General features: G+C 61.5%; 23 protein-coding genes. 5 read left to right on the top strand and 18 right to left on the bottom strand.

Annotation, left to right across the window (positions count from 1 at the left end; genetic code table 11):
• Window positions 1–14: 14 nt before the first annotated feature.
• Window positions 15–1001, bottom strand: a complete 987-nt coding sequence (locus AC1DHT_RS27525) for an NAD(P)/FAD-dependent oxidoreductase (protein WP_427531450.1) — start codon at window positions 999–1001, stop codon at window positions 15–17.
• Window positions 1002–1197: 196 nt separating this feature from the next.
• Here AC1DHT_RS27525 and AC1DHT_RS27520 point away from each other — a divergent pair, with 196 nt between their 5' ends.
• Together AC1DHT_RS27520 and hemH are read left to right on the top strand one after the other, a co-directional pair.
• On the top strand, window positions 1198–2100 hold the full coding sequence (locus AC1DHT_RS27520) for a TIGR01777 family oxidoreductase (RefSeq protein WP_477761547.1): 903 nt from the start codon (window positions 1198–1200) through the stop codon (window positions 2098–2100).
• A gap of 13 nt (window positions 2101–2113) precedes the next feature.
• On the top strand, window positions 2114–3136 hold the full coding sequence (hemH, locus tag AC1DHT_RS27515) for a ferrochelatase (protein WP_427543184.1): 1023 nt from the start codon (window positions 2114–2116) through the stop codon (window positions 3134–3136).
• A gap of 161 nt (window positions 3137–3297) precedes the next feature.
• On the opposite strand, the gene AC1DHT_RS27510 is transcribed toward hemH, so the two are convergent.
• A complete protein-coding gene (locus tag AC1DHT_RS27510; protein WP_427543187.1) occupies window positions 3298–4572 on the bottom strand; it encodes a uracil-xanthine permease family protein in 1275 nt (424 codons plus the stop codon).
• A gap of 2 nt (window positions 4573–4574) precedes the next feature.
• Window positions 4575–5213, bottom strand: a complete 639-nt coding sequence (upp, locus tag AC1DHT_RS27505; RefSeq protein WP_477761546.1) for a uracil phosphoribosyltransferase — start codon at window positions 5211–5213, stop codon at window positions 4575–4577.
• Window positions 5214–5379: 166 nt separating this feature from the next.
• Here upp and AC1DHT_RS27500 point away from each other — a divergent pair, with 166 nt between their 5' ends.
• Window positions 5380–5937 carry a hypoxanthine-guanine phosphoribosyltransferase gene (locus tag AC1DHT_RS27500; RefSeq protein ID WP_427543190.1) on the top strand — a complete coding sequence of 186 codons (558 nt, stop codon included), beginning with the start codon at window positions 5380–5382 and terminating at the stop codon, window positions 5935–5937.
• A gap of 2 nt (window positions 5938–5939) precedes the next feature.
• Window positions 5940–6413: a WbuC family cupin fold metalloprotein gene (locus AC1DHT_RS27495; protein WP_427543193.1), complete on the top strand. Its 474-nt coding sequence runs from the start codon at window positions 5940–5942 to the stop codon at window positions 6411–6413.
• A 16-nt stretch (window positions 6414–6429) separates the two neighbouring features.
• Here AC1DHT_RS27495 and AC1DHT_RS27490 read toward each other — a convergent pair whose 3' ends face one another.
• From AC1DHT_RS27490 to AC1DHT_RS27430, 13 genes are all read right to left on the bottom strand, one after another.
• Complete coding sequence (locus AC1DHT_RS27490; RefSeq protein ID WP_427543195.1) at window positions 6430–8022, bottom strand: aldehyde dehydrogenase (NADP(+)); 1593 nt, start codon at window positions 8020–8022, stop codon at window positions 6430–6432.
• A 56-nt stretch (window positions 8023–8078) separates the two neighbouring features.
• Window positions 8079–8996 carry a dihydrodipicolinate synthase family protein gene (locus AC1DHT_RS27485; protein WP_427543198.1) on the bottom strand — a complete coding sequence of 306 codons (918 nt, stop codon included), beginning with the start codon at window positions 8994–8996 and terminating at the stop codon, window positions 8079–8081.
• Between the two features lie 96 nt (window positions 8997–9092).
• Window positions 9093–10130 (bottom strand): trans-3-hydroxy-L-proline dehydratase, encoded by a 1038-nt coding sequence (locus AC1DHT_RS27480; protein ID WP_427543201.1) that lies wholly within the window; start codon window positions 10128–10130, stop codon window positions 9093–9095.
• A gap of 27 nt (window positions 10131–10157) precedes the next feature.
• Window positions 10158–10880: an amino acid ABC transporter ATP-binding protein gene (locus AC1DHT_RS27475; protein WP_427543204.1), complete on the bottom strand. Its 723-nt coding sequence runs from the start codon at window positions 10878–10880 to the stop codon at window positions 10158–10160.
• On the bottom strand, window positions 10873–11523 hold the full coding sequence (locus AC1DHT_RS27470) for an amino acid ABC transporter permease (RefSeq protein ID WP_054595641.1): 651 nt from the start codon (window positions 11521–11523) through the stop codon (window positions 10873–10875). Before AC1DHT_RS27470 ends, AC1DHT_RS27475 begins: the two co-directional genes overlap by 8 nt.
• 9 nt (window positions 11524–11532) lie before the next feature.
• Complete coding sequence (locus AC1DHT_RS27465; protein WP_054595642.1) at window positions 11533–12198, bottom strand: amino acid ABC transporter permease; 666 nt, start codon at window positions 12196–12198, stop codon at window positions 11533–11535.
• 222 nt (window positions 12199–12420) lie between these two features.
• A complete protein-coding gene (locus AC1DHT_RS27460) occupies window positions 12421–13239 on the bottom strand; it encodes an ABC transporter substrate-binding protein (protein ID WP_103318457.1) in 819 nt (272 codons plus the stop codon).
• Window positions 13240–13520: 281 nt separating this feature from the next.
• The gene (locus AC1DHT_RS27455; protein WP_427543208.1) at window positions 13521–14267 is read right to left on the bottom strand and encodes an AraC family transcriptional regulator; all 747 of its coding nucleotides are present in this window, start codon (window positions 14265–14267) and stop codon (window positions 13521–13523) included.
• Window positions 14268–14295: 28 nt separating this feature from the next.
• Window positions 14296–15564: an FAD-dependent oxidoreductase gene (locus tag AC1DHT_RS27450; protein WP_427543211.1), complete on the bottom strand. Its 1269-nt coding sequence runs from the start codon at window positions 15562–15564 to the stop codon at window positions 14296–14298.
• Window positions 15561–15797 (bottom strand): (2Fe-2S)-binding protein, encoded by a 237-nt coding sequence (locus AC1DHT_RS27445; protein ID WP_427543214.1) that lies wholly within the window; start codon window positions 15795–15797, stop codon window positions 15561–15563. The genes AC1DHT_RS27450 and AC1DHT_RS27445 overlap by 4 nt, the downstream gene beginning before the upstream one ends.
• Entirely contained in the window at window positions 15794–16909 is a 1116-nt protein-coding gene (locus AC1DHT_RS27440; RefSeq protein WP_427543217.1) for an NAD(P)/FAD-dependent oxidoreductase, read from the bottom strand. Before AC1DHT_RS27440 ends, AC1DHT_RS27445 begins: the two co-directional genes overlap by 4 nt.
• Window positions 16906–17841 (bottom strand): 4-hydroxyproline epimerase, encoded by a 936-nt coding sequence (locus tag AC1DHT_RS27435; protein ID WP_427543219.1) that lies wholly within the window; start codon window positions 17839–17841, stop codon window positions 16906–16908. The genes AC1DHT_RS27440 and AC1DHT_RS27435 overlap by 4 nt, the downstream gene beginning before the upstream one ends.
• Before the next feature lie 106 nt (window positions 17842–17947).
• The gene (locus AC1DHT_RS27430) at window positions 17948–18628 is read right to left on the bottom strand and encodes a GntR family transcriptional regulator (RefSeq protein ID WP_054595649.1); all 681 of its coding nucleotides are present in this window, start codon (window positions 18626–18628) and stop codon (window positions 17948–17950) included.
• Between the two features lie 178 nt (window positions 18629–18806).
• Between AC1DHT_RS27430 and AC1DHT_RS27425 the strand changes: the two genes are divergently transcribed.
• The gene (locus AC1DHT_RS27425) at window positions 18807–19094 is read left to right on the top strand and encodes a PA4642 family protein (protein ID WP_054595650.1); all 288 of its coding nucleotides are present in this window, start codon (window positions 18807–18809) and stop codon (window positions 19092–19094) included.
• Between the two features lie 81 nt (window positions 19095–19175).
• On the opposite strand, the gene mqo is transcribed toward AC1DHT_RS27425, so the two are convergent.
• A complete protein-coding gene (mqo, locus tag AC1DHT_RS27420) occupies window positions 19176–20684 on the bottom strand; it encodes a malate dehydrogenase (quinone) (RefSeq protein ID WP_427543223.1) in 1509 nt (502 codons plus the stop codon).
• Window positions 20685–21432: 748 nt separating this feature from the next.
• The gene (locus AC1DHT_RS27415; protein WP_054595652.1) at window positions 21433–21657 is read right to left on the bottom strand and encodes a hypothetical protein; all 225 of its coding nucleotides are present in this window, start codon (window positions 21655–21657) and stop codon (window positions 21433–21435) included.
• Window positions 21658–21705 lie beyond the last annotated feature (48 nt).

The following is a 21705-nucleotide window of genomic DNA, read 5'->3' as shown; positions in this document are numbered from 1 at the left end:
CGGGTTGACGCGTTTCACTGCAGGTGCGCGTGCAGGCGGCGAGCCGCTTCCTGGCCGCTCATCCAGGCGCCTTCGACCCGCCCTGACAGGCACCAGTCGCCACACACGTACAAGCCCAGGTCGGCATCGGCCAATACGCCCCATTCATGGCTGCTGGACGGACGGGCGTAGAGCCAGCGATGGGCAAGGCTGAAGACCGGCGCAGGCATGGAATCGTGCAGCAACTCGGCGAAGGCGCCGTGCAGTTGCTCGATCACTGCCTCTTTAGACAGGTCGATATGTTGTCGGCTCCAGTTGCTGTTGGCGTGCAATACCCAGGTGTCGAGGGTGGTGTCGCGCCCCGGTTTGCTGCGGTTACGCGCCAGCCAGTCGAGTGGGCTGTCCTGTACAAAGCAGCCTTCCATCGGCGTATCCAGTGGCGTGTCGAAGGCCAGCGCAATGGCCCAGGTCGGGTCCATTTTCACCCCGGCGGCGACCCCGGCGAGTTTCGGCGCGGCGGCCAGCAGGGCAGTGGCTTGCGGCGCAGGCGTAGCGATGACGACATGGCTGAAGGGACCATGGGTGAAGCCTTCGGCATCCTGCAAATGCCAATGTTCTTCGCCACGATAGACCTCGGTAATCCGGCAAGCGAAATGCGCTTCCGTATCACCGATCAGCGCGCGGGTGATGGCGCTCATGCGTGGGGTGCCGACCCAGCGGGTCTGTTCATCCGGTGATGGGCTGAGCTGGCCACCCTGATAGTGGTAGAGCTGCGGCGTCCATTCGGCAACCCAGCCATTGGCTTGCCAGCGCTGGACTTCAATGACAAAGCGGCGATCACGGGCGGTGAAATATTGTGCGCCCATGTCCAGTGCGCCGGCGTCGCTGCGTTTGCTCGACATGCGACCGCCGCTGCCACGGCTTTTATCGAACAATTGAACGACGTACCCGGCCTCTTGCAAGGCTTGGGCTGCCGAGAGTCCGGCGATGCCGGTGCCGATGATTGCGATGGGTACAGTCATAGAGGCCTCGTTTACCTTTCTGTACAGGCTACGCTGCAGGTTAAACCTATACAACATCGATTTCTGGTATAACTTTCAGCGTTCTCGTTCTGGCAGGTTGGCCTATTGTTAAACACAGAACCTGCCAGATCCGAAACATCCCTGCTTATAAAAATAGACTAGTGATCAGGGTAAAACGCCACGCGAGGAAGATGTCATGCACATATTGCTGACCGGCGGTACTGGTTTGATAGGACGTCAACTCTGCCGACACTGGTTGAGCCAGGGCCATAGTCTGACGGTGTGGAGTCGCAGGCCGGAACAAGTCGCCAAATTGTGCGGCGCTCAGGTACGTGGCATCAGGCGTCTGGAAGACATTGGCCAACGCCCGGTGGATGCGGTGATCAATCTCGCTGGAGCACCGATTGCTGATCGCCTCTGGACTCATCGACGCAAGGCGCTGCTCTGGAGCAGTCGTATCAAGCTTACCGAAACCCTGCTGGCGTGGCTTGAAAGCTGCGAGCAGAAACCGCAGTTGTTGATTTCGGGCTCTGCAGTCGGCTGGTACGGCGACGGCGGTGAGCGTGAGTTGACCGAGACATCGCCGCCGGTCAGCGAAGACTTCGCCAGCCAGTTGTGCATTGCCTGGGAGGAGACCGCACAGCGCGCCGAGGCGTTGGGGATTCGGGTAGTGCTGGTGCGTACCGGGTTGGTGCTGTCGGCGGAGGGCGGCTTTTTGTCGCGGCTGTTATTGCCGTTCAAATGGGGGCTGGGCGGGCCGATCGGCAATGGTCGGCAGTGGATGCCGTGGATTCACATCGATGATCAAATCGCCCTGATTGATTTTCTTCTGCATCAGAAAGACGCCAGCGGTCCTTATAATGCCTGCGCGCCAAAACCGGTGCGCAATCGCGAGTTTGCCAAGACCCTCGCCAGCGTTTTGCATCGGCCGGCGTTCATGCCGATGCCATCATYTGCCCTGAAGGTCGCTCTTGGCGAGTTGTCACTGTTGCTGCTGGGTGGTCAGCGGGCAACACCGGCGCGCTTGCTGGCGGCAGGTTTCACATTCCGCTTCACTGATTTGCGTGCGGCCTTGGACGACCTGTCCAGCCGCCTTTGAAATAGGACGTTGCATGACCGATCACGCGTTGCTCCTGGTCAATCTGGGTTCGCCCGCTTCCACACAGGTGGCGGACGTGCGCAGCTACCTCAATCAATTTCTGATGGACCCTTACGTCATTGACCTGCCATGGCCAGTGCGACGTTTGCTGGTCTCGCTGATTCTGATCAAGCGCCCTGAGCAATCGGCTCACGCCTATGCCTCGATCTGGTGGGACGAAGGTTCGCCGCTGGTGGTGCTCAGTCGCCGTTTGCAGCAAACGATGACCGCGCAGTGGACCCAGGGGCCGGTCGAGTTGGCCATGCGTTACGGCGAGCCGTCGATTGAGTCGGTGTTGACCCGCATGGCGGCTCAAGGGATCAAAAAAGTCACCCTCGCACCGCTTTATCCACAGTTCGCCGACAGCACCGTGACCACGGTGATTGAAGAGGCCAAGCGGGTGGTGCGCGAGAAGAAACTGGATGTGCAGTTCTCGATTCTCCAGCCGTTCTACGATCAGCCGGAATACCTCGACGCGCTGGTTGCCAGCGCCAGGCCGTACCTGGAGCAGGATTACGATCACCTGTTGCTGAGTTTCCATGGATTGCCGGAGCGGCACTTGAAGAAGCTCAACCCGGGCCATAGCTTTGAGGGCGACGGTGATTGCTGTGCCGGCGCGCCGCCGGAAGTGGTTGCAACCTGTTATCGCGGTCAGTGCCTGCGTACCGCGGCAGCATTTGCCGAGCGCTTGGGCTTGCCGGACGGCAAATGGTCGGTGTCGTTCCAGTCACGGCTGGGCCGCGCCAAATGGATCGAACCCTACACCGAAGCGCGTCTCGACGCGTTGGCCAAGCAGGGCGTGAAGAAGATTCTGGTGATGTGCCCGGCGTTCGTGGCCGACTGCATCGAAACCCTGGAAGAAATCGGTGACCGTGGGCTCGAGCAGTTCCGCGAGGCGGGAGGCGAGGAGTTGGTGCTGGTGCCGTGTCTCAACGATGACCCGCAGTGGGCGCAGGCGTTGAACACCTTGTGTGAAAGGGCGCCGTTGGCTTTGTAGGCGAGCGGTAATGTGGCGAGGGAGCTTGCTCCCGCTCGGCTGCGAAGCAGTCGTAAATTCGGCAAACGCGATATGTCTGAAGATATGCGGTTGCAGGTTTTAGGGTCGCTTCGCGACCCAGCGGGAGCAAGCTCCCTCGCCACAGGGGGCTGTGTAAGCCGTTAAAGCAACGGCTCATCCGCCTTCTTGTGCTTCCAGCTGTCATTGCCCGGCAGGATCAGGTTCAGCGCAATCGCCACGACAGCGCACAGCGCGATGCCCTTGAGGCCGAAGTCTTGCGCGCCGGTACCGGTGCCGACCAGCATGCCGCCAATCCCGAACACCAGCGTGACCGAGACAATCACCAGGTTGCGCGCTTCGGCCAAATCGATCTTGTGGCGGATCATGGTGTTCATGCCCACCGCAGCAATCGACCCGAACAACAGGCAAAGAATCCCGCCCATCACCGGCACCGGGATGCTTTGCAGCAGCGCACCGAACTTGCCGATAAACGCCAGGCTGATAGCAAAGATCGCCGCCCAGGTCATGATTTTCGGGTTGTAGTTCTTGGTCAGCATCACCGCGCCCGTCACTTCGGCGTACGTGGTGTTAGGTGGGCCACCGAGCAGGCCGGCGGCAGTGGTCGCGATGCCGTCGCCAAACAGCGTGCGGTGCAGGCCGGGCTTCTTCAGGTAATCACGTCCGGTCACGCTGCCGACCGCGATCACCCCACCGATATGCTCGATGGCCGGGGCCAGCGCCACCGGGACAATGAACAGAATCGCCTGCCAGTTGAATTCCGGAGCGGTGAAGTGCGGCAACGCAAACCACGGCGCGGCAGCAATCTTCGCGGTGTCGACGACGCCGAAGAAGAACGCCATGCCAAACCCGACCAGTACACCGGAGATGATCGGCACCAGGCGGAAGATGCCTCTGCCGAACACCGCCACGATCAGTGTCGTCAGCAGCGCCGGCATGGAGATCATCATGGCGGTCTGGTAGTGAATCAGTTCGGAACCGTCACCGGCCTTGCCCATCGCCATGTTCGCGGCAATCGGCGCCATCGCCAGGCCGATCGAGATGATCACCGGGCCAATCACCACTGGTGGCAACAAACGGTCGATGAAACCGGTGCCCTTGATCTTTACGGCCACGCCGAGAAAGGTATAAACGAAGCCTGCCGCCATCACCCCACCCATGGTCGCCGCGAGGCCGAACTGGCCCTTGGCGAGAATGATCGGGGTGATGAAGGCAAAGCTCGACGCCAGGAACACCGGCACTTGCCGCCCGGTGACCAGCTGGAACAACAGAGTCCCGAGGCCCGCCGTGAACAGCGCGACATTCGGGTCGAGGCCGGTAATCAATGGCATCAACACCAACGCGCCAAACGCCACGAACAGCATCTGCGCGCCAGACAGCACCGTGCGCCAGAGCGGGTCGTTGAACTCATCCTGCATGCTCACGCGTCCTTCTGCTTGGTACCGAAGATCTTGTCACCGGCATCGCCCAGACCAGGAATGATATAGCCGTGTTCGTTCAATTTTTGATCAATTKACGCGGTGTAGATGGTCACGTCCGGGTGAGCCTTCTCTACCGCGGCGATGCCTTCAGGGGCCGCCACCAGGACCATCGCGCGGATGTCCTTGCAACCGGCCTTTTTCAGCAGGTCGATGGTGGCGACCATCGAGCCGCCGGTGGCGAGCATCGGGTCGATGATCATTGCCAGGCGTTCGTCGATTTCCGGAACCAGTTTTTCCAGATACGTGTGCGCTTCGAGGGTTTCCTCGTTGCGGGCCACGCCCACGGCGCTGACTTTGGCGCCCGGAATCAGGCTGAGCACGCCTTCCAGCATGCCGATGCCGGCGCGCAGGATCGGCACCACGGTAATTTTCTTGCCGGCGATCTTCTCGACCGAAACAGTGCCGCACCAGCCTTCGATATCGTAGGTTTCAAGGGGCAGGTCTTTGGTCGCCTCGTAGGTCAGCAGGGCACCGACTTCCTGAGCGAGCTCGCGGAAATTCTTCGTGCTAATGTCGGCGCGGCGCATAAGGCCAAGTTTGTGTCGGATCAGCGGATGGCGGATCTCACGGATGGGCATAGGGGAAGGCTCCGGCGGCAGGCAAAAAAACCGGCCTAGATTAATCTATCCGAGGGTGTTGTCCTATAGACATACAGTACGTTAGTCCAGAAACGCTTGATCTGACCCGGCTGGATGCGTACCTTTGCTCGCTTTTCCGAATCCGCCACCCCCCTTGGAGAGCACCATGTCCGCTGATCTCGAGCATATCCGTCAAATCATGCGAGAGGCTGACTGCCTGTACACCGAAGCTGAAGTCGAGGCGGCCATCGCCCGCGTTGGTGCGCAAATCAATGATCAGCTGGCTGAAAGCAACCCGGTGGTGTTCTGCGTGATGAACGGCGGCCTGATTTTCTCCGGCAAGCTGCTGACCCATCTGAATTTCCCGCTGGAAGCGTCCTACCTGCACGCTACCCGCTATCGCAACGAAACCAGCGGCGGCGACCTGTTCTGGAAGGCCAAGCCAGAAATCTCGTTCATCGACCGTGACGTGCTGATCATCGACGACATCCTCGACGAAGGCCACACCCTGGGCGCGATCATCGACTTCTGCAAACATGCTGGCGCCCGCGCCGTACACACCGCGGTACTGATCGATAAAAAGCACGACCGCAAGGCTCGCCCGGACCTGAAAGCCGATTTCGTCGGCCTGCCGTGCATCGACCGCTACATCTTCGGTTACGGCATGGACTACAAAGGCTACTGGCGCAACGCCGCCGGGATCTACGCCGTCAAAGGAATGTAAGCATGACCACGCCGAGCTTTCTTGATCAAACACTGTTTACCGAGCTGACCGAGAAGGCTGCGGCCAATCCTCGTGGTCGGCAGCATCACAACTTCCACCAGATGGAGGAGTCGTGCCACCGCATGGCGATTGGATTGCAGCCATCGACCTACATTCCACCTCATCGGCATTTGGGCGGCGACAAGGCTGAAACCTTGTTGGTCCTCAAGGGCCGTCTGGGGGTGCTGGTATTTGATGACGCGGGCCAGGTGGTTGCCAAGCGAGTCTTGCAGGGCGGTGGCGATTCGGTGGGGGTAGACCTGCCAACGGGGGTCTACCACGGTCTGGTGGTGCTGGAAGCAGACAGCGTGATGTTCGAATGCAAGGCCGGTCCTTATCGTCCGGTGGGCGAGGGTGAACATGCGCATTGGGCCCCCCGCGAAGGCGAGCCTGGTGTTGCCGAGTACCAGGCCTGGATGCGCGCACAGTTCGACTGATGGTGAACAGCGGGCGTCAGCCCGCTTGATTCAATTCCTTGCGGGTATACACCCCGTCGACCAGACGCAAAATCCCCAGCGGATTGGCGTTCTTCAGGGCGTCCGGCAGTAATTTGTCCGGACAGTTCTGATAGCACACCGGTCGCAGGAACCGCTCGATTGCGAGGCTGCCGACCGAGGTGCCGCGAGCGTCCGACGTCGCGGGATACGGTCCGCCGTGGACCATTGCATCGCACACTTCGACACCGGTCGGATAGCCGTTGAGCAGCAGGCGTCCGGCTTTCTGTTCGAGGATCGGTATCAGCTGCGCGCACAGCGCAAGGTCTTGCGGTTCGGCGATCAGCGTGGCGGTCAGTTGCCCGTGCAAGGCCAGCAGCGCCAACCTGAGCTCTCGCTCGTCGGCCACCTCCAGCACGATGCTGGCCGGACCGAACACTTCTTCTTGCAGTACCTCATCCCCCTCAAGCAGCAGACTGACGTCAGCCTTGAACAACTGCGGCTGCACCTGATTGCCTGACGCGCAGGCGCCGCTCAAACGCGCTACCCGTGGATGTTCGAGCAAGCGCTGCACGCCGCCTTCGTAGCTACGCCGGGTACCGCTGTTGAGCAGGGTCTGGGGCGGTTTTTCGTTGATCTGTGCGGTGAGTTGTTCGATGAAGGCGCTGAACGCCGTCGAGCGCAGGCCGATGATCAAACCCGGATTGGTACAGAACTGGCCGCCCCCCAGCACGATCGAAGCGCTCAACTCACTGGCGATGCTTGCGCTGCGGGCTGCCAGGGCGGCGGGTAGCAGCAGCACCGGGTTGATGCTCGACATCTCGGCAAACACCGGTATCGGTTGCGGCCGTGCAGCAGCCATGTCGCACAGCGCCCGGCCACCGTTGAGCGAGCCAGTGAACCCTACCGCCTGGATCGCCGGGTGTTTGACCAGCGCCTCACCGACGCCCGCGCCATAAATCATGTTGAACACGCCCTCGGGCATGCCACTGCGCTGTGCCGCGCGAATGATCGCTGCTGCTACCAGCTCGGCGGTTGCCATATGCCCGCTGTGGGCCTTGAACACCACCGGGCAACCGGCGGCCAGGGCGGCGGCGGTATCGCCGCCGGCGGTGGAAAACGCCAGCGGAAAGTTGCTCGCACCGAACACCGCCACGGGACCCAGGCCGATGCGCCATTGGCGCAGATCGGGCCGTGGCAAAGGTTGGCGCTCAGGCAGGGCGCGGTCGATACGCGCACCGAGGAAGTCGCCTTGACGCAGGACCCGGGCGAACAGCCGCAACTGGCCGCTGGTTCGCGCCCGTTCGCCCTGAATTCGCGCAGCGGGCAAGGCCGTCTCGCGGCAGACGATGGCGATGAAGTCATCGCCCAGTGCGTCAATTTCTTCGGCGATGGTCTCGAGAAAACCGGCGCGGACACTGGCCGGCAGGTTGCGATAAATCGGGTAGGCCCTGGCAGCGCAGTGGGCGGCGTTGTCGATTTCCTCGGTGCTGGCCTGGCTAAAGCCATAGGGCAGCGGTTCACCGCTGTGGGCGTCGACGCTGTGCAGGACCTGATCACCTGCGGCGCTACGGCCGAAGCCGATAAAGTTGTGGCCGATAATGGCAGACATAAAAAATGCTCGGCATGGCCGCGCTCGATGCCGAGCGCGGCAGTGGGGAGGGGCGGTTACAGACCGACGTCCGGCAAGCTCGGGCGATTGGCGAGCGCGGCCTTGACCAGCGTCTCGACCTCGCTGCGCTCGTGGTCAAGCAGACCCAGGCGAGGCGGGCGGGTCAGCGCTGTGCCGCGACCCATCAGTTCTTCACAGAGCTTGATGCACTGCACCAGGTCCGGGCGGGCATCGAGGTGCAGCAGTGGCATGAACCATTCGTAGATCGGCATGGCCTCTTTGAAGCGGCCGTCGCGGGCCAGGCGGAACAGCGTCTCGCCTTCTTTCGGGAAGGCATTGGACATCCCGGAAACCCAGCCCACCGCACCGACGGCAATGCTTTCGAGCACCACGTCATCGAGTCCGGCGAACAGCACAAAACGGTCGCCGACTTCATTGCGCACATCGATGAAGCGCCGGGTATCGCCCGAGGAATCCTTGAAGCAGACGACGTTGTCGCAGTCGGCCAGGGAGATCAGGATGTCCGGTGTGACATCGTTTTTGTAGATCGGCGGGTTGTTGTAGACCATCACCGGCAGGTCGATGCTGGCGGCGACGCTGCGAAAGTGCGCGGCGGTCTCGAAGGGCTTCGAGGAGTAGACCAGCGCCGGCATCAACATGATGCCGTCGGCGCCCACGCGCTGGATTTCCTTGGCGACCTTGCTGGCGTTGGCGCTGGTGAATTCGGCGACACCGGAGATCACCGGCACCCGACCTGCGGCGGCGTCCCTGGCGACTTCCACCAGGCTGATTTTTTCTTCGGTGCTCAGCGAGGTGTTCTCGCCGACGGTGCCGCAGATCACCAGCCCCGACACGCCGTCACGCACCAGCCCGCTGATGACCTTGTGCGTGCCTTCATAGTCGATGGAAAAGTCCGGGTTGAACTGAGTAGTGACCGCAGGGAAAACGCCGCTCCAGTTAACGTGCTTGCTCATGTTGCCTCCAAAGATGATTTTATAGTATTTCGTATACGTTTAAATTGAGCACTGAAAGTGCCGTGGGGTTCAAAGGGTTTTGCCAGGTACGGTGTTTCAAATAGTCAGTTCGACGGGCCAGGTGTCGGACAGTCGATAACCGCCCGGCCAAGGATCGCTTGGGTCGAGCAGATGCTGGTGGGTGCCGGTGATCCAGGCGCGCCCGGACAGGCAGGGGATAATGGCCGGACGGTCGGCGATTTCGCTGGTGCTGTCGATCCGGCAACGAAACTCGGAACCGATGATCGAACGCCCGATGAACACTTCACCCACTGCCAGTTGGCCTTTGGCGTGCAGCACCGCCATGCGCGCCGAGCAACCGGTGCCGCAGGGCGAGCGATCGATCTTGCCGGGGCGGATCACCACCGCATTGGCGGCACTGGCCACACCGTTGGTGCGGTCGAGCGGCGCGGCGATCTGGCAGAACGAAATATGCTCCCAATCCGGGTTCAGCGGGTGCACGAAACCCAATTGTTCATTGGCTGCTTGAGTGATCTTCAGGCCGCTGGCAACCAGGTCCGCCGCTTCATCAGCGGTCAGCGAGAAGCCCAGGCGCTGGGCATCGACGATCACGAAGCTGTCGCCGCCATAGGCAGTATCGACTTGCAGCGAGCCGAGGCCTTCGACTTCGATCCAGGCATCGAGCTTGTCGGCAAACGACACCACGTTCCGCACCTCGACCCGCTCGGCCTTGCCGTTGCGACACTGGGCAGTCACTTCGATCAAGCCGCCTGGGGCTTCGAGCACCAGCCGGGTCAGCGGTTCGGTCATCGGTAAAATGCCGCTGTCGAGCAGTACCGTGGCTACGCACAGCGAGTTGGAACCGGACATCGGCGGCGTATCAGCCGGTTCCATGATGATCCACGCCATGTCGGCGAGCGGGTTCTTGGACGGCACCAGCAGATTGACGTGACGAAAGACGCCGCCGCGCGGCTCGTTCAGCACGAAGTTGCGCAGGGTCTGGTCCTCGGCAATCCAGCGCGACTGCTCCCAGAGGGTTGCGCCGGGCGGTGGTGCGACGCCGCCGACGATAACGTCACCGACTTCACCTTCGGCGTGGCAACTCACCACATGAATGATCTTGCTCGAACGCATGACTGTCTCCTGAGGCCTGACTGTGGGTTACAACACCGACTTCAGGAAGTCGGCGGTTTCCGCGCGTTGCGGCTGGCCGATCACCTGGTCCGGTGAACCGATTTCGTGGATCTTGCCGTCGCGAAAGAACGCCACCCGATCCGACACATCCCGGGCGAAGCGGATTTCGTGGGTCACCAAGACCATGGTCATGCCTTCCTCGGCGAGCAGGCGCATGGTGTCCAGCACTTCACCGACCAGTTGCGGGTCGAGGGCAGAAGTGGCTTCGTCGAACAGCATGTAGTCCGGCGACATGGCCAGTGCCCGGGCAATCGCCATGCGCTGTTGCTGACCGCCGGAAAGCTTGCTCGGAAACACCTTGAGCTTGTCGCCAAGTCCCACATGGGTGAGCTGGCGCACGGCGATTTCTTCAGCCTCCTGACGGCTTTTGCCGAGCACCTTGCGCGGGGCGAGCATCACGTTCTCCATCACCGTGAGGTGCGGGAAGGCGTTCCATTGCTGGAAGACGATGCCGATTTTCTGCCGCAACTTGTTCAGGTCGGTGCCACTGGCATGCACCGGCGTGCCGTCGACGCGAATCTGCCCAGCCTGAATGGCTTCCAGGCCGTTGATGCACATCAGCAAGGTCGATTTTCCCGAGCCCGAGCCGCCGATGATCGACAGCACTTCGCCTTTGTTCACGGTCAGGTCGACCCCCTTCACGACTTCCAGGTTGCCGAAGGATTTACGAACGTTCTCGATCTCAATCATTTTCCTGCCACCTCTGTTCGAGCCGCGCACCCAGACGAGCGATCACCAGGCTCATGACGTAGTAGATAAGGCCGGCCAGGGCCAGGACGAACAACGGTTCCTGGAGCCGGGTGACGATGGTTTGCGAAGCGCGCAGCAATTCGACGATGCCGATCCAGAGCACCAGCGAGGTGTCTTTCATGACCGCCAGTGTCAGGTTGATCCAGCCCGGAAACGCCACCCGCGTAGCCATCGGCAGGACAATGTGCAGCAAGTCCTGGCGGTGACTGAGGCCCAGCGAACGGGCGGCCCGCCGCGTGCTCAACGGTACCGAGAGCACGCCGCCGCGGACGATTTCTGCGCAGTAGGCGGTGGAGTAGGCGCCGAGGATCACGCAGGCCACGGTGAACGCGCTCCAGTTCAGGCCGACGATCGACTTGAACGAGTTGAGCAGCACAAACTGGATCAGCAACGGCACGCTGCGAAACACGTCCAGCACCCAGGCCAGCGGCAGACTCACACGTGGCAGCAAGGCCCGAACCAGGCCACACGCGACCCCCAGCAACGTGCCGATCAACATCGCCCAGAACGTCAGCAACAGCGTGGTGCCGGCACCTTGCAGCAGGTAGAGGAAGTCGCCCGAGGTAAAACTTGAGGTGTACATGCAGACCTCCTAGTACCGAAACAAACGCCAGGCCAGCAGGCGGGCGATCAACACCACCAGCTTGGCCAGGACGAAGTAGAGGACGGCGGCGATGGCGAAGAACTCGAAGGTGCGAAAGGTCTTCACGTTCAGCGCCTGGGTTACGCCGGTGAGGTCGCTGGTCAGGCCGACCACCACGCCCAGTGACGTCATCAGCAAGGCCCAGACCATTTGATTGGTCAGTGGGTAAAACACCACGCGCAGCAATTGCGGCAGGACCACCAGCCGATAAGCCTTCGGTGCGCTCATGCCCAGCGAGCGGGCGGCGCGCAATTGGGTTTCCGGCACGGCGTTGAGGCCACCGCGAAAAGTCTCCGCCAGGTAGCCGGCGTTGTTGAAGGTGATGCCGATCAGCAACGCCAGCCATGAGCCCATGTGAATGCCAAAGGCGCCGAGGCCGAAGTACAGGATGTACACCTGGAACAGGGCTGGCGTGTTGCGTGCAATCGACACCCAACTGGCGGCCATCGCCCGCAGCAGGCGCTTGTCGGACAGTTGGCCGAGGGCCAGGAACATGGCGATCAGCGTGCCGGCCAACATCGACAGCACCGCGATTTCCAGAGTGATCCGCGCGCCGTCGAGCATTTCCGGCAACGCCTGGAAGGCGGCGCGCCAATGGAAGGTGTAGTCGAACATCAAAGGAGTTCCTTGGTTTTCAACTGATTTGGGGGCCGGGTTTGTCCTGAATATCTATCGGCTAAACGCAGAACCTGTGGCGAGGGAGCTTGCTCCCGCTGGACTGCGTAGCAGTCCCATTTTCAGGGCCGCTTCGCGCCCCAGCGGGAGCAAGCTCCCTCGCCACAGGTTCTGCACTTGACTGACATTCAGGGCCAGCCTGTCCCCTCGGCTATGCAGTCCTTAGCGATACACACCGCTGGCCGTCAGCTGTGGCGCGGTGCCGCCGACCCATTGCGCGAACAGCTCCTGATACCGCCCGGAGCGCACCTGGTGATTGACGAACAGGTTCAGGTAGTTGATCAGGCCGAACTCATTGCGCTTGGCGCCCAGCGACACATAGTCGATGTCATACGGCGCGGTGCCGGCGACGCTGAGGTTTTTATACTTGCCGGACTTGATCAGCGATGAGGCGACCGTCGAGGTCACGGTCGTCGCGTCGATCTGCCCCTGGCTCAGCGCAAGCACCGCGTCGGCCAGCGACTGATAGGCATGGAAAGCACCCTTGGCGTTGGCCCATTTCTTCACGTCGTTTTCCAGTGCGATGGCTTCGAACGTGCCGGCCGGGCCGCCCACCGAATGGCCCTTGAGGTCATCGTAGGATTTGATCCCGGCGTCGCTGCGGGTCAGCACCACCATCTGGAAGGCGAAGTAGGGAATGGTCATGCCCACGGTCTTGGCCCGCTCCAGGGTGTCGGAGGTGGAGGCGACGATCACGTCGGCGCGGCCGGAAACCAGTGCCGGGATTCGGTCAGGGAACGGCGTCTCGACAATCTCGGCTTTGACCCCGAGGGTTTTTGCCAGGTCATTGCAGTAGTCGACATCGAAGCCGGCCGGGGTGTTCTTCTCATCGCGAAAACCCATCGGCGGGAAGTCCAGGGTGACCGCGCAACGCAAGCTGCCGGACTCGATGATGTCGTCGAGTTTGTCGGCCTGGGCCTGGGCGATGAACGCGCTGCTCAGCAGGGCGGTAATGAAGACGGCGGGTGCAGGATTTTTCATAAGGGGCCTCGTTGTCGGATGGTGTCGAGCGTTGGGCAGTTCTTATCAAATGTGTATTTAGAATTTCGTATACGATATTTGATATGCACTGGATGTGCCAAAAAACCGCAAGCCACATCGGGTTAAACCTTCGACGGTCTGCGAGGCCCGAAACAGACGCCAGCCGCCAGCGACGCAGATTCAAGCCAGGGGCATACGCGGCAAGGACGAACACCTCGACGATGGGTGCCATGTCACAAAAGGGAGCAAGGTTTGGCGGGGTGCGCAGTAACGGGTAACAGTCAGCGATGGTTATCGCGATACTGCGAAGGGGACACGCCGGTGAGCGCCTTGAACTGGCGGCTGAAGGCGCTGTGGTCGGTGTAGCCGCAACGCAGGGCGATCTCGGTGATCGGCAGCTCGCCCGACAGCAGCTGCGTGGCCGCGCCCAGGCGTGCCTTGTGAATCATCTGCCGGGGTGTCAGCTGGAAGATCCGTTTGCACAGGCGCTCCAGTTGCGCCACGGAAAACCCGCTGAGGGCCGTGAGCTCACCGAGGGCGATGTGTTGCGCGTAATGCTCGCGGATATGCCCGTCGACCGCCGCGAGTTTTTCGTAAGCCGGATGACTGGACTGGGGTGCGAGCAGATCGTAGGAAATCCCCGCCATGCCGATGATGCTGCCCTGAGCATCGCGCAGCGCCAGTTTGTGGGTCAGGCACCAGCCAGGTTCGCGTCCGGGATAAAGGTGCAATTCCAGCTGATCGCTCAACGGGCTGCCGTCACTCAGTACTCGCCGGTCCTGCTCGGTGTAATGCGGGCCGAAGTGCGAGGGAAATACCTGCTCAGCCGTCTTGCCAAGAAGCGCGTTGGGGTCTTTGGCGCCACAGCGCTGGGCCAGGGTCTGATTGATCAGCACGTAGCGGGCGGCGGTGTCCTTGATGAAGAACACCACGCCGGGCATGGCATCGAGCAGCGGAGTGATCAGTTGCAAACTGCCCAATAGCTCGGGCAGATCGCGGGGGCAGGGCAGTGGCAAGGGGAACGTCATCAGGTGGCGGCCCGCAAGGATGAGGGCCTTACTCTACGGTGACGGACGCGCCATTGGGAAGCTCGGCAAGCTGCAACAGCGTGTCGATGCGCGTTGGGGAAAACGGCGGGCGTGGCGCCGGTTGTGGCCAGTCGAACAGGTAACGGGTCGCTGCACCACAGACTCGCCCCTGGCAGGCGCCCATGCCGCAGCGGGTGTGCAGTTTGGCCTGGTTCCAGCCGGTGCAAGTCTTGAGCGCCGACAGCGCCACGTCTTCACAACGGCAGACCAGCGTGTCAGGCGTTGCCAGCTGTTTGAGTTCATCGCGCAGGGCAAAGCTGCGCCGTAACTGATCGGCGAACGCTTGCCAGCGCTGCCGTCGCGGCCAGAGTGTGCGGGCCTGCTGCACTTCGCCGACGGCCATCAGCCCGGCGATGGCGCCTTCGACCAGCGCCAGCTCACTGCCTCCGAAACCTGTGCATTCGCCCGCCGCATAGTGCCCGTTCAGGCTACTGAGCTGGCTGGTGTCGACGGCAATTGCGTCGTCCTTTAATTCGCAGCCCAGCGCTTGGGCCAATTGGGTATTGGGGATCAGGCCGAAGCCGCAGGCCAGCCGCTCGCAGGGGATGTCGACGATCCGCCCCTGACAGTTCAGGCGAACGCCTTGCAGGTGACTGTCGCCATAGGCTTCAAGGACATGACTGTCGCAGCGGTAGTGACGATCGAACAGTTGAACCGCTTGCAGGCCTTTGGCCGGCCATTTGCGCAGTTGCAAGGCGAACCCGGCGACCGCACTCAGTGGCGCTTGTTCGGCAATCTGCAGAACCTGAGCGCCCGCCTTTTTCGCGGTAGCGGCGCTGGCCAGCAGCAGCGGACCACTGCCGGCAATCACCAGCCGCTCACCGGCCACCGGCATGCCGCCCTTGATCAGCGCTTGCAACCCGCCTGCGCCGGTGACGCCGGGCAAGGTCCAGCCAGGAAACGGCAGCAACAGTTCACGGGCACCGGTGCACAGAATCAGTTGCTCGTACTCAATGATCCAGCCGTGTTCAGGGTCTTCCAGCAACAGTTTTTTCGGGCCGGCCAAGGCGACCACGCGTGTCGAGTTGAACACCTGCACGTTACTCGCCGCTGCCAGTTTCTGGCGATGAGCCTGGGCACTGGCTGGCAAGTGTGCGTTAACCCCATCCCGCCAGATTTGCCCGCCGGGTGCCGGGTTGTCATCGATGATGGCGATGCGTGCGCCGCTCGGTGCGGCGGCCAACGCTGCCGCCATGCCTGCCGGCCCTGCGCCGATAATCAGCAGCTCGACGTTCATGGCCGGGTCTCCACGTGCATGCCTGTGCGGCAGGTGGTCTGGCAGGCGAGGCGGCGCTGACCGTCGATGTTCACCCGGCACTCCTGGCAAACCCCCATCCCGCAAAACGGTGCCCGGTGCTGACCGCTGACCGAGGTTCGACTGCAGCCGTCGCCTGCCAGATAGAGCAGCGCCGCAACCGTAGTGCCGGCATCGACCGCTACTGTGCGGCCATCGAGACTCACTTCAATCATGCGCGTAACCCTTGTGCAGTGGACAGGAAGCGCCCCGGCAGATAAGGCGTCGGGTCGATGGCCGGGGTGGTTTTACACAGCTGCGCAGCCAACAGCTGGGCGCTGCCGGGGGCGGTGGTCACGCCCAATCCTTCATGCCCGGCCGCCAGCCACAAACCCGCTTGCTGTGGATGTTCGCCGAGCAGTGGCAAGCCATCGGGCGTGGCGGCGCGCAGGCCGGTCCAACTGCGGATAGCGTTCATCCCGGCCAGTTCCGGCAAATAGTCGATCGCCCGGCGCAGCATGCGCGCCAACACGGCCGGTTCGACGCTCAAGTCGGTGGTGTCGAACTGACGCGTTGAGCCGAGAAAGAGTTGCCCGGTCGGGCGTGGTTGGGCATTGAAAGCCACCGAGGTGCCTTCGCTGGCGTGAGCACTGGTGACATAGCCCAGCTCGACCAACTGATGATGGATCTTGCCGGGGTAGCGGTCGGTGATCAGCAGATGACCCTTCTTCGGGCGAATCGGCAGGTCGGGGCACAGTTCGGTGGCGTGAATGCCGTTGGCCAGCACCACCGCTTCGGCACGTAACTGCTCGCCGGTGCTCAAGCGCAACTGATTGCCGTCGACCTGCGTGACCTCGACCGTGCGCCGAGTGATCCGCCCAGCGCTTTGCTTGAGCAGCCAGTGAGCCGCATTCGGCGCGTAGAGAATGCCGTCGCCGCTGACCTTCAGCGCGCCACTCAGGCCGGGACGGAGCATGGGTTCAGCCTTGTAGAGGGCGCGCGGGTCGAGCATTTCGCAGTCGATGCCGCGGGCCTTGAGCGTCTGACGTTTGTGCTCGGCGCCGGCCATTTCCTCGTCATTGGCGGCCAGCCACAGCGTGCCGCAATTGCGGTAGGCGCAATCGGGGTCCAGACGCGGCGCCCATTGTCGCCAGAGCTCGATGGAGTATTGGCTCAGCGCCAGTTCGGCCGGGTTGTCATCCATCGCCACCAGGTGACCCATGCCGACTGCCGTGGCACCGCCGCGCTGGCTGTCAAGCACCAGCACGTCGAGCCCGCGTTGCGCCAGCTCAAAGGCACAGGCACTGCCGACAATGCCGGCGCCGATGACAATGACGTCGGCATTCATGAACCGATGCCCCACACGAACGGGTCGTCTTCCTCTAGCAACAAGTGGCTCTCGCCACTCATGTGGGCGCGACCGCGAATCGTCGGAATGATGCGCTGTTCGTCGAGCCGCTCGTAGCTGGCTTCGAACTGGCTGCCGATCACACTGGCCTGGCGCCAGACTTCACCGGGCTGCAGTTTGCCGTCGGCTGCCAGGCACGCCAGCTTGGCGCTGGTGCCAGTGCCGCAAGGTGAGCGGTCGTAGGCTTTGCCGGGGCAGAGGACAAAGTTGCGGCTGTCGGCCACCGGGTCGTCGGCAAACAGCTCGATGTGATCGATTTCGCCGCCGTCCTCGCCACGAATGCCCTGGTTTTTCAGCGCTTCGCGGACTGCCCAGGTGTAGGCGGTCAGGGCTTCGAGGTTGTCGCTGGCGATGCGTTGGCCGTGGTCGGCGATCAGGAAAAACCAGTTGCCGCCCCAGGCGATGTCGCCGTTGACGGTGCCGTAACCCGGCAGTGTCAGCTGCACGGCCTTGCGATAGCGATAGGCCGGGACGTTGCGCACGCTGACCGAGCGATCCGCGTGCAACGTCGCCTCGACCGTGCCGACCGGGGTTTCGATCCGGTGCACGCCAGGCTCGATGCGTTTGAGATACGCCAGCGAGGCCACCAGTCCAATGGTGCCGTGACCGCACATGCCGAGGTAGCCGCTGTTGTTGAAGAAGATTACCCCGGCACAGGCGCCGGGATCCTGTGGCTCGCAGAGCAGGGCGCCGACCAGCACATCGCTGCCGCGCGGTTCAAGCACCGTGGCGGCGCGCCAGTGGTCGTGCTCTTCGGCGAGGCGGCGCTTGCGTTCGGCCATGGAGCCGCTGCCCAGTTCCGGGAAACCGGCGATCACCAGGCGTGTCGGTTCACCGCCAGTGTGAGAATCGAGGACGTGGATACGTTTCATGAAGGGCGCCACCTTGCACAGGAAATGTCTGTGCAAGACTGGCGTTTGAGGCGCGGGATGGCTTGAGGGTTTTAGCCGTTACCGATGACGAAATCGGCACACCCGATCAGATCCGCGCGGGGGCATTGGGCAGGTGTTCATAGAGCGTGCGGCACACGCCAATGATGTGCTGCTCGATCAGTTCGGCGGCTTTGTCGGCGTCACCGGCCCGGCACGCGGCGATAATCTCGCGGTGTTCGTGGTCTGCACGGTCCTTGCCTTCGGAAAAACTCATTTGCATGCGCAGGTAGCGTTCGACCTTGTCGTGAATCGAGCGAATCAGGTTGAGCAGGAACGGCCGTTGCGCCGGCTCGTAGAGGCAGGCGTGCAACGCCCAGTTCAACTCGGCCCAGCGCCCGATGTTGTTTTCGTCGAGGAACTCGGCACAGATGCTTTCAGCGCGGGCGAACGTGGCTTCGGTCATGTTCGGCACGGCCAGGCGAATCGCCTGGACCTCCAGCAGCACCCGGACTTCAAAGATCTGCGCCAGTTCGGGCTCGGAAATCTTCGTCACCACCGCGCCCTTGTTGCGCTGGAACTGCACCAGGCCTTCCGCCTCAAGGCGTTTGAGCGCCTCGCGCACGGGGATCTTGCTGACATTGAACAAGCGGGCGATGTCGTCCTGACGGATCGGTTCGTCTTCGGCAAAGTGACCGCCGATGATGGCCTCGCGCAGATGCTTGACGATGACTTCCGACGCTGAAGGCACAATCCCCAGATTGGGGGCATTGAAGCTGGGTAGAGGCACGTGAATGAATCCCGGCAGGCGTGATGGCGAATATTGTATACGAGCGCGTCAGCGCACCAAGCGCTTTTCCGTCAGGCGCATTGTCTGGGCGCACGCATTGAGTGCTGGTCGTTGAGGCTTGGGGCGAGGCGGGGGTAAACTGCCCGCCCCGTGAGATGTCTGCGAGCTGGAGTCGGCAATGCGTAAAGATAAGAAACAGGTGATTGGTGACGAGATTGGCGATGCGCAGATCAAATTGTTCCTCGATTTTGAACCGGTCGACGCAACTTCACCGTCTCTGCACAAACTGATCAAGGCCTACCGTGGCCTGCGTATCGACGATTTCGAGCGTTTCCTGGCGTTCTTCGTCGAGGCCGGTTATGACCTGGACGGCAAGGACGAGCACGGCAAGGACTTCGTTGCCCTGATCCAGGATCAGCGTAATGCCGCCGACTACATCGAGTTGATCCAGAAAGCTCGCGGCTAAGATCTTTCAAAAGCCATAAAAAAACGCCCCGCTCTCAACGAGAACGGGGCGTTTTCTTTTTTTGGGGGAAGGGGGCGAGCATCAAGCGAAGCTTGGGGTCTCGCTGCTTTCTTCAACCAGTTCCAGCGCGATGTTGTTCTGCGCATTGATCTTGCGATACAGCGCAGCATCGGTTTCCAGGACTTTTTCCCGGGCCGGGAAGATTTCGGCCAGCTTGGCCGCCCACTCACCCTTGGCTTTGTTCGGGAAGCATTTTTCGATCAGCTCAAGCATGATCGACACGGTGACCGACGCGCCAGGCGAGGCACCGAGCAGCGCGGCAAGCGATCCGTCCTTGGCCGCAACCAGTTCGGTACCGAACTGCAGGATGCCGCCTTTTTTCGGGTCTTTCTTGATGATCTGCACGCGCTGGCCAGCGACTTCCAGACGCCAGTCTTCGGCCTTGGCTTGAGGGTAGAAGCGGCGCAGCGATTCCAGGCGTTGTTCCATCGATTGCATCACTTCGCTGACCAGGTACTTGGTCAGGTCCATGTTGTTTTTCGCCACGGCCAGCATCGGGCCGATGTTGCCGAGGCGAACCGACATTGGCAGGTCCATGAACGAACCGTGCTTGAGGAACTTGGTGGTGAAGCCGGCGTAAGGTCCGAACAGCAGGGACTTCTGACCATCGACGACGCGGGTGTCCAGGTGCGGCACCGACATCGGTGGCGAACCCACTGCTGCCTGGCTGTAGACCTTGGCCTGGTGGTGCTTGACCACTTCCGGGTTGTCGCAACGCAGCCATTGGCCGCTGATCGGGAAGCCGCCGAAACCTTTGCTTTCTTCGATGCCCGAAGCCTGCAACAACGGCAAGGCCGCGCCGCCAGCACCGAGGAAGACGAATTTGGCATCGACTTCGCGGGTGTTGCCGCTGTTGACGTCCTTGATGCTGACGGTCCAGCCGTTGCCGTTACGCTTGAGACCGGTCACGCGCTTGCAGTACTTGACCTGGGCATCGGGTGCGCTGGTCAGGTGCTTGAGCAGTTGATTGGTCAGGGCGCCGAAGTTGACGTCGGTGCCGTTCATCACGCGGGTTGCGGCGATGACTTCGTCGGCCGGACGCCCCGGCATCATCAATGGCATCCATTCGGCCATTTTTGCCTTGTCTTCGGTGTACTCCATCTCGGAGAAGGCGTGGTGCTTGCTCAGCACCTTGAAACGTTCCTTGAGGAACGAAACGCCAGCCTCACCTTGCACGAAGCTCAGGTGCGGAACCGGGCTGATGAAGGATTTCGACGAGCCGAAGGTGCCTTTTCGGGTCAGGTAGGACCAGAACTGCTTCGACACCTCGAACTGGGTGTTGATGTGCACGGCTTTCTTGATGTCGACGCTGCCGTCAGCGGCCTGTGGCGTGTAGTTCAGCTCACATAGCCCGGCATGCCCGGTACCGGCGTTGTTCCACGGGTTGGAACTCTCCGCGGCACCGGAGTCCATCAGCTCGACGACTTCCAGCTTGATCGCGGGGTCGAGCTCTTTGAGCAATACAGCAAGGGTGGCACTCATGATGCCGGCCCCAACCAGTACTACGTCGACTGCTTCGTTATGCGCCATTTAACGCGTCTCCAAAATCTGCAGCACCAAATTGTCGGCATAGCTGCCAGGCGTGACGGGGCATGCTCTGTAGAGCCCCGGGTCACCCATGGCCAGGATCGCCATGTCCGAATCTTCGCAATTTTTTGCAACTTCGACAGACGCTACCCACCGGGCTTAGGGTTCTATGAACTCACTTCAGCGCGCGGGAGGCAATTCGACTTATGGTCGATACGTCCGTTTGTGCAACCAAATCCGTAGTGGACAGGCTTCAGGCTCCAGTTCTTGAGGAGTACTCGGTCCTGTGTCGTTGGGCTGTTGTAGACGCTAATGGTGCATGTTCTGACGCAAAACTATTCATTTGCTCGCCACACTCTTGTGAAGTTGTGAAAACCCGTTTTTTTCACGCTCTTTTGAAGACGTGAACCTCAAAAAAGGGCTGTCCCAGCCTGGCACCGTGTCCGCATGGATTGCCGCCATGGGATACAGGGCAGGCAAAACGGGCAAACAGCTCAGTGACCGAGCGTAACGACAGCTCTGGCAGATTCGCGAAAAGTGGTGGTTTGCAGGATAAACAGCAAGCTCGCCAGCTTCACTCGATCTGTGTGGGCGGCTCTCTGTGGGCGGTGCGGGGTGTCAATACAAGCGCATTGACGATGCTGCGAGGCCCGATCAGGAGACGTCCTTATAATCGGGGGGAGATTGTAGCGAAGAAACGCAGGGAAATGGTCGTGTTTAATGACTTTTATTAGCCGTTTGGTCAGGTGGGCTACACGGCATGCAACCGTGCGTGAGCATTGCGCGGGCTCAGACGGGCGCTGGCCGGCAGCGGCTGGTGCAGCCAGTTGAGACGAATCTCTTCGATTTCCACCCAACCATCGCCCTCTGGCGGCACGCGACAGTGCTTGAACGCCAGGCAGCATTGATTGCTGTCGAGCTGGGCGAAGTAGCGATATTTGCGGCGTGAAGCAAACAGCAACCAAAGAAATTGCATGGCAATGCCCTCGAGGTGAGACGGCCTTGAAGTTAGCAGTGTGGCATG

It is taken from the genome of Pseudomonas sp. 05N432 (assembly GCF_056396945.1).
The sequence above is the reverse complement of the archived record's forward strand: the minus strand, read 5'-3'. Positions and strand labels throughout refer to the sequence as shown.